At 59.7% G+C, this 15649-nt stretch carries 12 protein-coding genes, 1 tRNA gene and 2 pseudogenes; 8 read left to right on the top strand and 7 right to left on the bottom strand.

Annotated elements, in window-relative coordinates; all coding sequences use genetic code 11:
- Positions 1-83 precede the first annotated feature (83 nt).
- Genes G7009_RS06825 through G7009_RS06815 form a run of 3 tightly spaced genes read right to left on the bottom strand, consistent with a single transcriptional unit; the run spans position 84 to position 5828 of the window.
- Positions 84-1493, bottom strand: coding sequence for an efflux transporter outer membrane subunit (locus tag G7009_RS06825; RefSeq protein ID WP_181129148.1), 1410 nt, complete (start codon positions 1491-1493; stop codon positions 84-86).
- Entirely contained in the window at positions 1490-4639 is a 3150-nt protein-coding gene (locus G7009_RS06820; protein WP_181129147.1) for an efflux RND transporter permease subunit, read from the bottom strand. The genes G7009_RS06825 and G7009_RS06820 overlap by 4 nt, the downstream gene beginning before the upstream one ends.
- Positions 4640-4697: 58 nt before the next feature.
- Complete coding sequence (locus tag G7009_RS06815) at positions 4698-5828, bottom strand: efflux RND transporter periplasmic adaptor subunit (RefSeq protein WP_181129146.1); 1131 nt, start codon at positions 5826-5828, stop codon at positions 4698-4700.
- Between the two features lie 237 nt (positions 5829-6065).
- Here G7009_RS06815 and G7009_RS06810 point away from each other — a divergent pair, with 237 nt between their 5' ends.
- Positions 6066-6842, top strand: a complete 777-nt coding sequence (locus G7009_RS06810; protein ID WP_181129145.1) for an IclR family transcriptional regulator — start codon at positions 6066-6068, stop codon at positions 6840-6842.
- Positions 6843-6876: 34 nt separating this feature from the next.
- The gene (locus G7009_RS06805) at positions 6877-7506 is read left to right on the top strand and encodes a TetR family transcriptional regulator (protein WP_181129144.1); all 630 of its coding nucleotides are present in this window, start codon (positions 6877-6879) and stop codon (positions 7504-7506) included.
- A gap of 56 nt (positions 7507-7562) precedes the next feature.
- Here G7009_RS06805 and G7009_RS06800 read toward each other — a convergent pair whose 3' ends face one another.
- From G7009_RS06800 to G7009_RS06795, 3 genes are all read right to left on the bottom strand, one after another.
- Positions 7563-8048, bottom strand: coding sequence for an MFS transporter (locus tag G7009_RS06800; protein WP_308813315.1), 486 nt, complete (start codon positions 8046-8048; stop codon positions 7563-7565).
- Positions 8039-8482 carry a hypothetical protein gene (locus G7009_RS27480; protein WP_219856460.1) on the bottom strand — a complete coding sequence of 148 codons (444 nt, stop codon included), beginning with the start codon at positions 8480-8482 and terminating at the stop codon, positions 8039-8041. Before G7009_RS27480 ends, G7009_RS06800 begins: the two co-directional genes overlap by 10 nt.
- A gap of 1056 nt (positions 8483-9538) precedes the next feature.
- A tRNA-Ser gene (locus tag G7009_RS06795) sits at positions 9539-9628 on the bottom strand.
- Positions 9629-9918: 290 nt separating this feature from the next.
- Between G7009_RS06795 and G7009_RS06790 the strand changes: the two genes are divergently transcribed.
- The 3 genes and pseudogenes from G7009_RS06790 (at position 9919) to G7009_RS06780 (ending at position 11910) form a co-directional block, all read left to right on the top strand.
- Positions 9919-10608 (top strand): crotonase/enoyl-CoA hydratase family protein, encoded by a 690-nt coding sequence (locus G7009_RS06790; RefSeq protein ID WP_181129143.1) that lies wholly within the window; start codon positions 9919-9921, stop codon positions 10606-10608.
- Positions 10609-10721: 113 nt separating this feature from the next.
- Positions 10722-11439, top strand: a pseudogene (locus G7009_RS06785) (lysophospholipid acyltransferase family protein).
- Between the two features lie 90 nt (positions 11440-11529).
- A complete protein-coding gene (locus G7009_RS06780) occupies positions 11530-11910 on the top strand; it encodes a hypothetical protein (protein ID WP_181129142.1) in 381 nt (126 codons plus the stop codon).
- On the opposite strand, the gene G7009_RS06775 is transcribed toward G7009_RS06780, so the two are convergent.
- Complete coding sequence (locus tag G7009_RS06775; protein ID WP_181129141.1) at positions 11911-12747, bottom strand: CvfB family protein; 837 nt, start codon at positions 12745-12747, stop codon at positions 11911-11913.
- 325 nt (positions 12748-13072) lie between these two features.
- On the opposite strand from G7009_RS06775, the pseudogene G7009_RS28175 reads away from it, so the two are divergent.
- From G7009_RS28175 to G7009_RS06765, 3 genes and pseudogenes are all read left to right on the top strand, one after another.
- Positions 13073-13846, top strand: a pseudogene (locus G7009_RS28175) (PAS domain-containing protein); the annotation flags it as partial.
- Positions 13847-13960: 114 nt separating this feature from the next.
- Complete coding sequence (locus G7009_RS28170; RefSeq protein ID WP_375139542.1) at positions 13961-14392, top strand: methyl-accepting chemotaxis protein; 432 nt, start codon at positions 13961-13963, stop codon at positions 14390-14392.
- Between the two features lie 105 nt (positions 14393-14497).
- Positions 14498-15367 carry a DUF6279 family lipoprotein gene (locus G7009_RS06765; RefSeq protein ID WP_181129139.1) on the top strand — a complete coding sequence of 290 codons (870 nt, stop codon included), beginning with the start codon at positions 14498-14500 and terminating at the stop codon, positions 15365-15367.
- Positions 15368-15649: the final 282 nt, after the last annotated feature.

Raw genomic sequence — 15649 nt, 5'->3', positions numbered from 1 at the left:
AGGAACAAAAAAGGGCCCATGGCAAAGAAATTCATGGGCCCAAGGGAGGAAACGCTCGTGGAGAGTTTCAGGGAGAAAGATACTTAGAGATTGATGTCCGCGCCCTCACCTCCGCCCAATGCCTTGTACAGCGACACTAGATTGTTGATCCGTGACAGCTTGGTGGTGATCAAGCTCTGCTGGGAACTGAACAGATTGCGCTGGGCGTCCAGCGAGTTCAGATAGGTATCGACGCCCTCTTTATAACGACTGTCAGCCAACTTGTAATTGCGCTGATTAGCCTGCACTAGGAGGGTTTCGGCGATCACCTGGGTGTTGAGAGAGTCGCGCGCCGTCAAGCTGTCCGCGACTTCGCGGAACGCCACCTGAATCGCCTTCTGATAGTTGGCGATCTCGATGGACTTCTGCACCTTGGCAACATCCAGATTGGCTTGGTTGCGCCCGGCATTGAAGATCGGAATGTTGATCGACGGCACGAAGCTCCACACCCCCTGCCCGCCCGCAAACAACTGCCCCAGGTCAGCGCTGGCCGACCCGGCCGACGCAGTCAGCGTGATGCTCGGAAAAAACGCCGCACGCGCCGCACCAATGTTGGCGTTCGCAGCTTTAAGCTCGTGCTCCGCACTCAGGATATCCGGTCGGTACATCAGCAGATCGGAGGGCAGGCCCACGGGGAGCTGCTCATCGACATGCAACGCATCCAGATCTATCGCCGCGAAGTATTCCGGCGCCAATGGTTTACCCACCAGCAATACCAAGGCGTTCTTGCCCTGGGCCACCTGACGCTCGTAGCGCGCCTGTGCAGCCTCGGCCGTGCGCACGGTGCTTTCGGCCTGACTCAGGTCAAGTTCGGTCGCGACCTCCTGATCGTAGCTGCTTTTCACCAGCGCATAGCTGTCTTGTTGACTGGTCAACGTCTGGCGTGAAATGGCCAACAATTGCTGATCGGCCTGCAGCTGGAAATACGCGCGGGCAACCTCGGCGATCAGCGCCACCTTGACGCTGCGCTGGGCCCCGACCGTCGAGAGATAGCGTTCCAGCGCCTGTTGATCGAGGCTGCGCACACGGCCAAAAAAGTCCAGTTCGTAGGCGGTAAAACCGACACCTGCGCTGTATTGATGAGTGATCCGGTTATCGCCCGTGGTACTCAGGTCCTCCGGAACACGCTGGCTGTCACCCGCACCTGAAGCGATGATGGTCGGCAGGAGGTCAGCCCGGGAAATCCGGTACTGGGCCTGGGCTTTCTCGATGTTCAATGCCGCGACCTGCAAGTCGCGGTTATTGGTCAATGACTGGTTGATCAGATCCTTGAGCACCGTACTCTGGAAAAACTGCTCCCAGTTCAAGCGGTGGGCGTTGGCTTGTGCGTCAGCGGGCATGTCCCAGGTCTGATCGACCGGGGCTTGCGGACGTTGGTATTGGGGAATCAGGGAGCAGCCGCTCAGGCCGATCAGCGCTACCAGCACGGCAGCGCTCAGACGACTGGTTTTCATGGCTGCTCTCCCTGGATTTGCGCCTGGTCATGGGGCTGGTCTGGTGTCTTCTTGCCAAACAGCTTGCAGATCACCACGAAGAACATCGGCACGAAGAACACCGCCAGGAACGTGGCCGTGATCATGCCGCCGATCACACCGGTACCGATGGAGTGCTGGCTGCCGGAACCGGCACCGTTGGAAATGGCCAAGGGCAACACGCCCAGCATGAACGCCAGCGAGGTCATGATGATCGGCCGCAAACGCAGGCGCGCCGCTTCCACAGCCGCTTCCATCAGCGGTTTGCCTTGCTCTTCATGCAATGCCTTGGCGAACTCGACGATAAGGATCGCATTCTTGGCCGAGAGTCCGACGGTGGTCAGCAAACCCACCTGGAAGAACACGTCGTTGGACAGCCCGCGCAACAAGGTCGCGACGACCGCGCCGATCACACCGAGAGGAACGACCATGATGACGGACACCGGCACCGACCAGCTCTCGTAGAGGGCCGCCAGACACAGGAACACGATCAAGATCGAAATCGCGTACAGCGCCGGCGCCTGAGAACCGGACATGCGTTCCTCATAGGAAATACCGGTGAAGCGTACGCCCACACCATCGGGCAGCTGTCTGGCGATTCGGTCAACTGCCGCCATGGCATCCCCGGAGCTGTAGCCCGGTGCAGGCTCGCCCATGATTTCCACACCAGGCACACCGTTGTAACGCTCAAGCTTGGGCGATCCGTAAGTCCAGTGGCCCGAGGCGAAGGCCGAGAACTTGACCATCTGCCCTTGCGCGTTACGCACATACCATTTGGCGAAGTCTTCCGGCGCGATACGCCCGTCGATCGTGCCCTGCACGTAAACCTTCTTGACCCGGCCACGGTCGATGAAATCGTTAACGTAGGACGATCCCCACGCCGTGCTCATGGTGTCATTGATGTCACTGATACTGACCTGCAGCGCGCGGGCTTTTTCCTTGTCGATGGTGATCTGATACTGCGGCTCGTCGTTCAGACCGTTAGGCCGTACACGGACCAGCGTCGGCTCCTGCGCGGCCAGCTGCAGGAACTGATTACGCGCCTCCATCAGTTTTTCGTGACCCATGCCCACGTTGTCCTGCAGGTACATATCGAAACCGCTGGCGTTACCCATCTCCAGGATGGCCGGTGGGACGATGGCGATGACTGTGCCATCCTTGATCTGGTTGGCGTGAGCCTGAATGCGTTGGCTCAGCGCGAACACCGACGTTTCGGCACCGCTGCGCTCTTCCCATGGTTTGAGGCCGACGAACAGCATGCCCGAGCTCTGTCCGCGACCGGCGAAGTTGAAACCGTTGACCGTGTACGCCGACTCGACGATGCCCGCCTCCTGCTTCAATACGTAATCGCGTACGTCGTCCAGAACCACTTGTGTCCGTTGTGCTGAAGTATTCGGCGGCATCTGCACCTGAACGATCATGGTGCCTTGATCCTCATCCGGCAGAAACGCAGTGGGAATTTTCAGAAACAGCAGCGTCATCGCCACCACCACGCCCAGATACACGAGAAGGAACATCCCCTTGCGTCGAACGATCCCGGCAACCCCGGCCTTGTATTTATCGGCCCCGCGATCAAAGGTGCGGTTGAACCAACCGAAGAAGCCTTTCTTTTGGTGGTGATCGTGACTGACAGGTTTGAGAATGGTCGCGCACAGCGCAGGGGTGAAGATCAGCGCCACCAACACCGACAGCGCCATGGCCGAGACGATGGTCACGGAAAACTGCCGATAGATGATCCCCGTCGCGCCCCCGAAAAAGGCCATTGGCACGAACACCGCCGACAGCACCAGGGCGATCCCCACCAACGCCCCCTGAATCTGGCCCATGGATTTGCGTGTCGCTTCCTTGGGCGAGGATCCGTCCTCGGACATGACCCGTTCGACGTTTTCCACCACCACGATCGCGTCGTCCACCAGCAATCCGATGGCCAACACCATGCCGAACATGGTCAAGGTATTGATGGTGAAACCGAAGGCTGCAAGAATCCCGAACGTACCGAGCAACACCACCGGAACTGCAAGGGTCGGAATCAGCGTGGCACGGATGTTCTGCATGAACAGGTACATGACCAGAAACACCAGCAGAATGCCTTCAAGCAAGGTCTTCACCACCTCATGAATCGAGGCGCTGACCACGGGCGAGGTGTCGTAGGGAAAGACGACCTTCAGCCCTTTGGGAAAGTACGGCTCCAGCTCGGCAACGGTCTGACGCACGCCCTTCACGGTTTCCAGCAGGTTGGCACCGGTGGCGAGACGCAGCGCGATGGCTGCTGCGGGCTTGCCGTTGTAGGTACCGGAAATCGAGAAGTTCTCCGCGCCAAGGCTGACTATCGCGACGTCTTTCACCCGGACCTGTGAGCCATCCGGATTGACCTTAACCAGAATCTCGTTGAACTCTTCGGCGGTTTTCATCCGTGAGCTGCCCAGCACCGTAGCGTTGAGCTGTACTTGCTTACGCGTCGGCAGGCCGCCCAGCGAGCCGGATGACACCTGCACGTTTTCCGACTGCACGGCGTTGATCACGTCTTGCGGAGTCAGCTGATAGCTTTCCAACTTCGCGGGATCGACCCAGATGCGCATCGCGTATTGCGCCCCGAGCAAGAGGAAGTCGCCGACACCTCGGGTACGCGTGATCGGGTCTTTCATATTTGAAGCGATGTAGTTGCCGATGTCGAAATCGTCCATCGAGCCGTCTTCGGAATACAGCCCCACGATCAGCATGAAGTTGATCTGGTACTTAGCCACCCGCAGACCCTGTTTCTGCACTTCCTGAGGCAGCAAAGGCGTGGCCAATTGCAGTTTGTTCTGCACCTGGACCTGGGCAATATCGGGATTGGTTCCCTGATCGAAGGTCACAGTGATGTTGGTGCTGCCATCGCTGTTGCTCTCAGATGACATGTAACGCAGGCCATCGAGGTTGTTCAGTTGCTGTTCGATCACCTGAACCACGGTGTCCTGCACAGTCTGTGCTGACGCCCCCGGATAAGTGACGGTGATGTTGACCGCAGGCGCGGCGATGTTGGGGTACTGGTTGACCGGGAGCTTGAGGATTGCCAGCCCGCCAGCCAGCATGATCACGATCGCGATCACCCAGGCGAAGATCGGCCTGTTGATGAAAAAGTTAGCCATGAAGAGTTACCTGAAAAGCGTGGAACGCCGCAGCGTCATTGCGTGAAACGCGGATGTATCAGGGTGCTGAACTGGCCATCGCCGGATTGGCGGCGACGTTGCGTGCGGCGACAGGAATCAATTCCATGCCGGGCTTGACCCGCTGCAAGCCCTCGGTGATGACCCGATCACCGACATTCAGTCCCGACTCCACCAGCCATTGATTGCCGATGGTGCGCATGACGTTGATTTCCCGCAGTTGGGCTTTGTTGTCGGGCCCCACCACCAGCGCGGTCGCCAGCCCCTTGAGGTCTCGGGTCACGCCCTGTTGCGGCACCAGAATCGCCTGCTCGCGCATGCCTTCAGCGAGCCTTGCGTGGACGAACATCCCCGGCAGCAGAATGTTGTCCGGGTTGGGAAACGCGGCGCGCATGGTCACGGCACCGGTGCCCGGATCGACCGTGACCTCGGTGAATTTCAGCGCTCCCGACTGGCCATACGCAGTGCCGTCTTCCAGCGTCAGTTGCACTTTTACCTGATCGGGACCCGCCATGCTCAGTTGCCCCGACGCCACTTCGCGTCGAAGGCGCAGCATCTCGGTGGACGCCTGTGTGACGTCGACATAGATCGGGTCGAGCTGGTTGATCGACGCCAGCGCGTCAGTCTGATTGGTGCTGACCAGCGCACCTTCGGTGACGCTCGAGCGGCTGATGCGGCCATCGATGGGGGCCAGGACCTTGGTGTATTCCAGGTTGATCTGAGCCATTTTCAGGTCGGCCTGGGCCTGACGGTAATTGGCATCGGCGTCGTCGAACTGCTGACGGCTGATGGCCCGGCTTTCCACCAGTCGCTTGTAGCGTTCGGCCAGATTGCGCGTGGTGTCGAGGTTGGCCTTGGCCTTGTCATAGGCCGCCTGATAACTCGACGGATTGATCTGATACAGCTGCTGCCCCTTTTTGACCACCCCGCCTTCATTGAACAGCCGCTTCTGAATGATGCCGCTCACCTGCGGGCGAACTTCGGCCACCCGGAAGGCGGACGTGCGGCCAGGCAGATCGCTGCTCAACAGCACCGGTTCGGACTTGAGGGTCACTACTCCTACCTCCGGCGTCTCGATGGCAGCGGCTTGTTCCGGTTCCTTGCACCCGGCCAGTAACAGCACCGCCAAGGGCAGAGCGCGATAGACGCTTCGGTCGGTTTTGATCTTCATGTCGAACTCCTGCGAAACACAGCCATCCGGTCGTCGTGAAACGGCACGAAGACGGTAGCAATTTTCAATATAAGGATTTAATTAACCACAATGCGATGCGGTGTATCATAATGCGGTCACTGCAAATCACGCAACGAGCATTTCGATGGCTGACTGATTTGCGGAGTCTGTAAACTTCGGCGCGAGCCCCGATCACGCATCGCGGATCGACAGCGGACAGCCGAATCGAGGAAGGCAATGAGTAACCTGAAAGACAGCAACGACAACGACGAATCGCGCTCGGGCGGCATTCAGGTGATCGCCCGTGCCAGCGCGGTCATGCGCGCGCTGGGCCGCAATCCGCAAGGCTTGAGCCTCGCCGCCATCGCCCAGGACGTCGGCCTGGCCCGCTCCACGGTGCAACGCATCGTCGCGGCGCTGGAAACCGAACAGATGGTGGAAGCCATGCGTCCGGGTAACGGCTTTCGTCTGGGGCCGGCGCTGGCCCAACTGATCCACCAGACCCATACCGACATCATCTCCATCGCGCGCAAATCTCTGGAAACGCTGTGCGACCACCTTCAGGAGAGCGTCACGCTGTCATGCATCAGCGGCAAACATACGGTGGTCATCGACCGGGTCATTGCCGAACGCGAATTGCGCGTGGTGTTTCCCATGGGCCAATCGCTGCCGATGTACGCCACCGCCGACGGCAAAGCACTGCTTTCCACGCTCACCGACGAACAGGTGCGCGAATGGCTGGGTGACAGACTCGACCCGCTGACCGATGCCACCCACGACATCGAATCGCTGCTGGTCGAACTCGCGCAGATTCGCGCCAACGGCTTTGCCCTCGACCATCAGGAACACACCGTAGGCATCAGCGCCTGCGCGATTCTGATTCCGACCTTCATGGGCCCCCATGCCGTGGCCGTGGTGGCACCGACCTCGCGCTTTCAGATCCGCTCCTTCGAGTTCAAGCAGGCGCTGAAAGAATGCAAGGAATCAATTGCCAAACTGGCGGGCGGCAACTGAGAAAATACGTGCAAGGCGCTACGGAGAAACCGGGATGGCGAGAAAGTGCAAGGAAGAAGCGGACAAGACCCATGGTCTGTTACTGGATGCCGCCGAACAGGTGTTCAGCGAGAGAGGCTATGCCCATGCGACCTTTCACGACATCGCCGAGCGCGCCGGACTGACGCGAGGTGCGATCTACTGGCACTTCAGCGACAAATATCAGTTGCTGGAGGCGGTATTGGATCGCGGCCAGCTGCCTTGGGACCGACTGCCGGACCACTTCACCTCACGGTCGCAAGCGCCCTCGCTGGCCGAACTGAGCGAGGCCATCGGTGACGCCCTGCATGAGATCGTCAATGATCCGCGCCAGCACCGCATCACGTTGATCCTATTGCACCGCACGGAACTGGTGACCGACAACCATCAGGTGTATTGCCGGCTAACCACCATTCTTCACAGGATAAAAAGCTACCTTGTCGCCGCATTGACCTGGCGTTACCAGGACACCAACGGCAGCCCGCACCGCAACATCCAGGCCGCCGCCACTGCCGTCAACGCGTTGCTCACCGGCATGGTCTACGAATGGCTGCTGAATCAGGCCGAGATCGACCTGATGCAGGTCCCGCAAACCGTGCAGCGCCTGATTTCAAGCTTTCTCGAGAACGACTCGCTGACGGCCTGATGCCGTTTCCTTCAGCGCCAGCGCCACCAGCAGCCCCAATGCCACGCCGCCCAACGTCAGATACAAGGTGTTTTCGATGCCGTGATGTTGAGCGATGAAGCCGGCGATGGCGGGCGCGATACCCCTCCGAAAATCTCGCCGATTCCCACCACCAGCCCCGTCGCAGTGGACGTCAACGCGACGCACACCGACTCACGGGTCAGCGGGCCGACGGTCATGCAGATCATGCTGAAGTTGCAGAAGGTGGGGAGGAACAGCAGCAGGAACAATTTCATCGGCTCGGCCCCGGTGTGGATCATCAGCCACAGCGACAGCCCGGTGGCGAGGAACGAGATGATCACCAGCGTCTTGCGCCCGATCCGGTCAGACAAGGCTGGCATGATCAGTTGCCCGAGAAAGCCACCGAGCCCGATGGCCGTCATCACGAAGCCCATCTGCTGCACCGACAGCTTCAAATAATCGGTCAGGTAGTTGGGCATCATCACGCTGACCACGAAAAGGCTGGTCAACACGCAGAGCATACCGATGATGTTCAGCGGCACGTTGCGATAACGTAGCGTCGCCGGCCAGTTGCCGTTTTGTGCGTCTGCTGCGACCGCTTGCGGCGGACGGGTTTCCTTGAGGTAGCGATAGCGAAGCCAGGCCAGTACGAGGTCGATTTCAGCGGCTTGTCGATGAATATATGAAAACCGCCGAACTCCGGGCCTTCGTCCGACATCCCGGTCAGCGGCAGGTTGCTCTGGCCGTCTTCGCGTTCGTCGTGGATCGAGCGGTTATTTCTGACGTAGGCCAGGTCCGGCAGGCCCGAGACGGTGATCCCGTAATCACGCTCCAGACTCGGGCCGAACAGCCCGCGAAACAGCGACCCTTCTCCAGGTTCCGGTTTTTCCTGCGAGTGCGCGCTGACCGTTGCGAAGGCGGCAAAACCGCACCAAGTGCTTTTACCTTGCTGCTTTTTACCAGCTAGTGCTGACAAGGCAGTATCCAGCTATAGCTATGTGATCTGAGCATTTTCGCACCGGTAAGGACCAAGACTGGTCGCTTCGCGTCGATACCATTCCGCATCTCGGCATGTACGTGGAGCCGAACGCTTCCAGATCGGATCATCCGAGCTGCGCGCGCTTTGATTTCAGGAGTTCGTAGGGTGCGTATACAAAGCTTGGTTAGTCTTCCCTGCCAGTTTTCACGGAAGTTTCACAGGCTACGTTTTTTTCAGCGTGAGGCGCTGCATGCGCACTCAAGCGATCGCATTCTTTGCTTCAGATTCGAACTATTTTTAAGTCGATATCAAATATAGCGACCTCCCACCCCAAGTGGAATTCGCCATGAAAGAATGTTGCTCTCGATGCTGCTCTCGCAGGACTATTTCCATCACCTGCGCAGAACGATTGATTTTCGCTGCAAAGGCAGTCAACCGGACAATCATCCAACTCATCGCCAATAAGCGCGGGTCTACCAAGACGCTGCCCGAGCTTGAAGAGTTCGCAGCGCGTTTGCTTGAGGCACTAGTAGTTGCGATAAAGATAAAATACAGCCCGCATCCAACGGCGGTAGCGCCTACACATGCTCGTTTGAGAGGTGGTTCGCTTCGCTATCCCCTTGCGTTAACAAACTGAACGTATAGCAACCCTTCTTCAAGGAGCACCACCATGTCGCACGAAATTGAAAACATGGCCTATGTGGGGGTTACTCCATGGCACGGCCTTGCAAACGTACCCGCCTGCATGAGGGCGGGTGTTATGGCCGCCTCTGTTCGCGCTCATGGTCGCATCGTACTCAGTGACGCTTTTCGTGGTCGTGAAGATTAACCTCGCCGTCGCTGTGATGTGCCTTGCTGGTGACGGCACTACTCACCAGCCTCCTGGGCGCCCCTGTAGACCAGTAAAGGCAGAGGAAGGTAGCCGTAGCTCAGCGACGCATTGAGCGAATGCATCTCCACTGCAACGCAATATCGAAGTGGGGACCCAGATGGGGGAACAGCTGACGCCAAAAAGCAGAAAGCCCCGCATAGCGGGGCTCTCTGGGCACAATATGGCGGTGAAGAAGGGATTCGAACCCTTGATACAGTTTCCTGTATACACACTTTCCAGGCGTGCTCCTTCAGCCACTCGGACACTTCACCGTTTCTCTTCAAGCTGTTCAGCCTGTCGAGGCGCGCTAATGTAGTCGAAAGCGTTTCGGATGGCAAAGGTTTTTTTCAGAATTTTCATGCGCTTAAGCTGTTCCTTCATAACGCGGGGGTCTTGCATGGCAATGCTGCCAATCTCTCCGGTGCTTCTGCTATGGCTATCTGCCTGCCACCGGGGAATCCGGCGAAGCGCGCGGATCGCTGACCGGCCGGTCAGCCTTGGCGCTTTACCTGGCCGCCCGCGCTGGGTAACGTCGTCTCCACGTTACCTAAAGGATCCTGCCATGAGCGAGCTGATTACCTACCATGCCGAAGACGGCATCGCGACACTGACCCTGGACAACGGCAAGGTCAACGCCATCTCGCCGGACATGATCGCCGCGTTCAACGCGGCGCTGGACCGGGCCGAACAGGACCGCGCGGTGGTGATCATCACCGGTCAGCCGGGCATCCTGTCAGGAGGTTATGATCTCAAGGTGATGACTTCCGGCCCCAAGGAGGCCGTCGGCTTGGTAACGGCAGGCTCTACCCTCGCCCGCCGCTTGCTGTCTCACCCCTTCCCCGTCATCGTTGCCTGCACCGGCAATGCCGTGGCCAAGGGCGCGTTCCTGTTGCTGTCCGTCGACTATCGCATCGGCGTCGAAGGCCCCTACAAGATCTGTCTGAACGAAGTGCAGATCGGCATGACCATGCATCACGCGGGCATCGAGCTGGCCCGTGATCGCTTGCGCCGCTCGGCGTTCCACCGCTCGGTGATCAATGCCGAGGTGTTCGATCCGCACGCGGCGGTGGATGCAGGGTTCCTGGATAAAGTCGTCCCTCCCGAGCAGTTGCAGGACGCCGCGCATAGCGCCGCGCATGAATTGAAGAAACTCAACATGCTGGCGCACCGCAACACCAAGCTCAAAGTCCGCAAAGGCCTGCTGGACGCCCTGGACCAGGCTATCGCTCGCGACCAGGAACATCTGGTCTGAATGTTTTCCTGACAAAGAGCCCGGCCTGCGTCGGGCTCAACCGGTACAGCAAGGATTGTCGCTAAAGTGCACACTTGTACACTGGAATGCGTCTGCCTGGTGTGAGTCATGTCATGCTTTACCTGATCCGCATGCTCCTGTTGGGGAGCACTTCTTGCTCGCAGGCCTGCTGGGCCTGCTTATCGGCCTGTGTCGACCTTTCAATCCGGATAACAGCCGTTTCTTTGCCCGTCTCTACAGCTTGCCAGCGACCTGGCTGATGCGGCTGCGCGTCAGGCCGAGGTCGGTCCCCTGCGGGATCAGCCTCCGGGGTACGTGATCATCGCCAATCACCCATCCAACTTCGATCTGTTCGTCATGGGTCATGTGGTGCCACGGCGCACCGTGGCGATGGGTAAGAAAAGCCTCGGCTGGATCCCGCTGTTCGGCCAGCTGTTCTGGCTGGGCGGCAATGTGCTGGTCGACCGGAGCAACGCGTACCAGACACGCAAGGCGCTGCAACTGACCACGCGGATCCTGCGCAACGACACCTCGATCTGGATTTTCCCGGAGGACGCGCGCAACCCTTCCGATCGGTTGGTGGATTTCAAGAAAGGTGCATTCCATATGGCTATCGAGGCTGGCGTGCCCATCGTACTGGTCTGTGTCAGTCGTTACGCACGGCGCTTGAGCCTGAACAGTTGGCGCCGACGGACAGTGATTGTCCGTTCGTTGCCACCGATCGCTACCGTCGGCCTGGGCAAGCAGGATATCCCGGACCTTGTCGAGCACTGTCGCAGCCAGATGCAGCATTGCATCGAGCGCATGGAGCGTGAGCTTGAAATCGGCTGAAGCTGTGAGCGCAGCGCTCGGCAGTCTTGTGTCGCGCCCGGACGCCCCTCAGAATGGCAGGCCTTTCAAGCGTCACACGCAGGAACCTGCATGAAACTCGACAAACCCTCGGCCATCGCCCGCCGCAACGAAGCGCTGCCCCGGCCGGTGCTGGACCGCGACAACACCCTGTTCGCCATTCTCGATACCAAGCGCAACCTGTGGTGGTTCGAAGTGCCGGTGGCGCTGCTGCACAAGGGGCAGCCGGATTGGGTCAACCTGCTGCTGCATACTCCGGAGACCGACGAGCTGCAGCACCTGAAGGTGCCGGTCAACTTCCTGCGCGCCCACCAGGAGCGCATGGAAGTACGCAACCCTGGCAAGCGTCGCTCGACCATCAGCCTGGCCCTGAGCGCCGACCGCGACTCACTGCTGCGTGACACGCGCCCCGGCGGCGATCAACTGGATTTCAACAGCTTTCTGCAGGTCTGATCAGGCCCGTTCGATACGGTCGTCATGGATGACGATCCTTCCCTGTTTGAACAGGGCGCCGATTGCCTTCTTGAAGTTGCCCTTGCTGACGCCGAACATCCGCGTGATGACTTGCGGATCGCTCTTGTCGCAGACCTCGAGCATGCCACCCGCCTCCTCCAGGCGCGCCATGATCTGCTCGGGCAGCTCGCCCGCCAGGGCCTGTCCCACCGGCTGCAGGCTCAGGGCAACCTTGCCGTCACCGCGCACTTCCTTGATGAAGCCCTGCTCGCGCATGCCGGAGCGCAGGAACTTGAAGACCTCGTTCTTGTGGATCAGCCCCCAATGGCGATTTTCGATGATCGCCTTGAAGCCCATGGGCGTCTGCCCGGCGACCAGCAGTTCCACGGACTGACCCGGCTTGTAGTTGGCCGGGGTCTTGTCCAGATAGCGGTCGAGGCGCGCGGTTGCAGTGATCCGCCGGGTGCGCTTGTCCAGGTAGGCATGCACCACGCAATAGTCACCGATCTTCAGCGGCTGCTGCTCTTCCGAGTAGGGCATGAGCAGGTCCTTGGGCAGGCCCCAGTCGAGGAAGATACCCGTGTTGTTGATGTCCTTGACCTTGAGACTGGCGAATTCGCCGACCTGCAGCTTGGGCCGCTCAGTGGTGGCGATCAGCTGATCCTCGCTGTCAAGGTAGATGAAGACGTTGAGCCAGTCCTCGACCTCGCTCGGCGAATCCTTGGGGATGTACCGCTTGGGCAGGAGGATCTCGCCATCGGCGCCACCATCCAGGTACAGACCGAAGTCCGTATGCTTCACGATTTGCAAAGTGTTGTAACGCCCAATGAGAGCCATTTCCGCAGTTCCTCGAGACAAGGTGGCTATTTTCCAGACATACCGCTCCCGGTGTCAAAGCCTCAATCGCCAACGTAGCCCTGACGGCCTTGGCCTCGCACGCCTTTTCCACACAACGCTGTGAGACAAGGGTCCAGGCGTGTTCGTCCGATCATCGGCACTGCCCCTGTCTATGGCTGCAATAGAGGCGAATGGCTGGCTTCCCGCTCACCGCCCGCAGTAGCATCGTGCCACTCGTCAGGCTTGTACAAATTTTACTACCGTGTATAAGTTTTTTGCCGATGCATTGGTCACCCTCCTTCCTGCCTCCGTCCAGGTGCGCGATATGCTTTTCAACAAACAGAACAAGGCTGAACTGGCTTTCCTTCGTAATGAACTCGCCTCGAGCGCGCAAATCCGCCAAGGACTGGATGAGGACATGCTGGTCATGCGGCTCGACGCCGCTGGCCGTATCGAACACGTCAATGCCAACTTCGAGCGAGAAATGCTGCACCGCGTCAGCGATCTGCAAGGTCGACCACTGGCCGATCTGGTGCCGGACGACGTGCGTCATGACGACTTTCACCGCCGCATCTGGGCATCGCTACGGACGGGCGACAACTTCAGTGGCGCGCTACGTATCCTGCGCAAGGATGGCAAGGAGGCGTGGTTACGGGTGCTTCTGCATCCGATCCGCACCGCGGACAACACCGTGGCATCGTTTGTGGTCTACGCCAGCGACCTCACCCGCACCATCGAGACCTCGCGCGAGCAGGAGGCCCTGATCAAGGCCCTGATGCGTTCCACGGCGGTGATCGAATTCGATCTTCAGGGGCACGTGCTCACTGCCAACGACCGTTTTCTCGAAGCGATGGGTCTTCGTCTCGACCAGATCAGGGGCAAGCACCACCGCCAGTTCTGTACGCAAGAGGAGTCCGGCTCGCCGCAATACCGGGAATTCTGGGAGCGACTACGTCGCGGCGAATTCATCGCCAGCCGCTTCAAACGCCTGGATGCCTCAGGCCGCACCGTTTGGCTGGAGGCCTCCTATAACCCGGTTTTCGACACTCGTGAACGGTTGGTGAAAGTGGTCAAGTTCGCCACTGTCATTACTGATCAGGTCAACCAGGAGATCGCCGTGGCCGAGGCCGCGACCGTCGCCTATTCCACCTCGGTGCTCACTGACAGTACCGCGCAGCGGGGCGCGGATGTGGTACAGCAGACTGTCGCGGTAATGCGTGATCTTGCGCGCCATATGCAGGACGCGGTCGAGGGGATCGAAGCGCTGGATAAGCAGAGCCAAGTCATCGGCACCATTATCAAGACCATCAGCGGCATCGCGGAACAGACCAATCTGCTGGCCCTGAACGCGGCGATCGAGGCTGCCCGTGCCGGCGAGCAAGGCCGCGGCTTTGCCGTGGTGGCCGACGAAGTGCGGCAGCTGGCTTTCCGTACCACCCAGGCGACGGCTGAAATCGCTGGGGTGGTGCAGCAGAACCAGCGCCTGGCCTCGGATGCGGTGGCGGTGATCGGCACCGGACGCCGCCAGGCCGAGAACGGGCTTGACCTGGCGAACCAGGCGGGCTCGGTGATCGTGGAAATTCAAGACGGCGCGCAGAAGGTGGTCAGCGCGGTAGAACAGTTCGCCACTCGCCTCAATCGCTGAGACAACCGGCACCGACCGCCCGTGGAGCTGGCTGCATGATCCGCAGGGAACCGGCGCATGGGCCTTGCGTCTACATTCTGGCACGCCCTCAGCAAGGATTCGCTCATGCCTGACTGCCTGACCAAAGCCCTGCGCCCGTTGCTGCTGACCCTCGCCTTGGTTCTGGCACTGGTGTCCTGCAGCCGTATCGACGTGGCCTATCGCAATCTGGACGTCCTGGTACCGTGGTCCCTGGGCGATTACCTGGACATGAACCGGCAGCAGAAATCCTGGCTCGACGAACGGCTCAAGGAGCATCTGGCCTGGCATTGCCAGACACAGCTACCGGGTTATCTCGACTGGCTGGATCAGATCCGCCGGATGGTCGCGCGTAACGACATCACCGATCAGCAGCTGCGACAGCGGAGCATCGAGGCGCGGCAAGCCATTGGCCGCGTGGCCGAGACGATCACCCCGTCCGCCGCCGAGTTGCTGCGTGGCATGAGCGACGAGCAGGTCAGCGAAATGCGCGAAGCGTTCGGCAAGGACATTCGCGAGCGGCAGGCCAAGTACGTGGACACGCCGTTGGCCGAGCAGATCGAACGCCGCGCCGAACGGATGGAGAAACGTCTCAAGCCTTGGCTCGGCGACCTGGAGCCTGCCCAGCGCCAGCGGGTGAAGGCCTGGTCCGAGGCACTGGGCGAGCAGAATCGCCAGTGGATTGCCAACCGTGCCCATTGGCAGCAACAGTTGAGCCAGATAGTGGAACAGCGCAAGAGCGACACCTTCGAGCCGCGGCTGGCGCAATTGCTGCAACAGAAGGAAAGTTTGTGGACACCGGAATACCGCATCGCCTTCCAGAATGCCGAGCAGCAGACCCGTGGGCTGATTGTCGATCTGATGAAGGCGAGCACGCCAGCGCAACGGCAATTCCTCGAAGGTCGCCTGGCCAAGGTGCGGGCGAATTTCAGTGAATTGAAGTGCCTTGGGGGGTGAGGGAAAACAGGTTGGAGGTTTACCGGTATTGAGCCGGTTTACCCACTCCTATCCTGAGGATTTGACGGTCTGCATTGCCAGGCGAGCCCTTCGGCCTCGATCGCGGGGCAAGCCCGCTCGCCACCGGTATCTTGGGCGATACAGCCTTTGGTGGCGAGCGGGCTGGTCCCGCGATCGAGGCCGAAGGGCTCGCCTGGCAACGCAAGATATCCATCTCACGCATTAAGCCGCAGTTACCTTATACCCAGGCCCCTGGCATCACACCGCAAGAAAGGACAAGAA

This window comes from Pseudomonas capeferrum (genome assembly GCF_013523055.1).
GTDB lineage: Bacteria > Pseudomonadota > Gammaproteobacteria > Pseudomonadales > Pseudomonadaceae > Aquipseudomonas > Aquipseudomonas capeferrum_A.
Note: the sequence above shows the minus strand (reverse complement) of the source record. Positions and strands in the feature narration are given on the sequence as shown.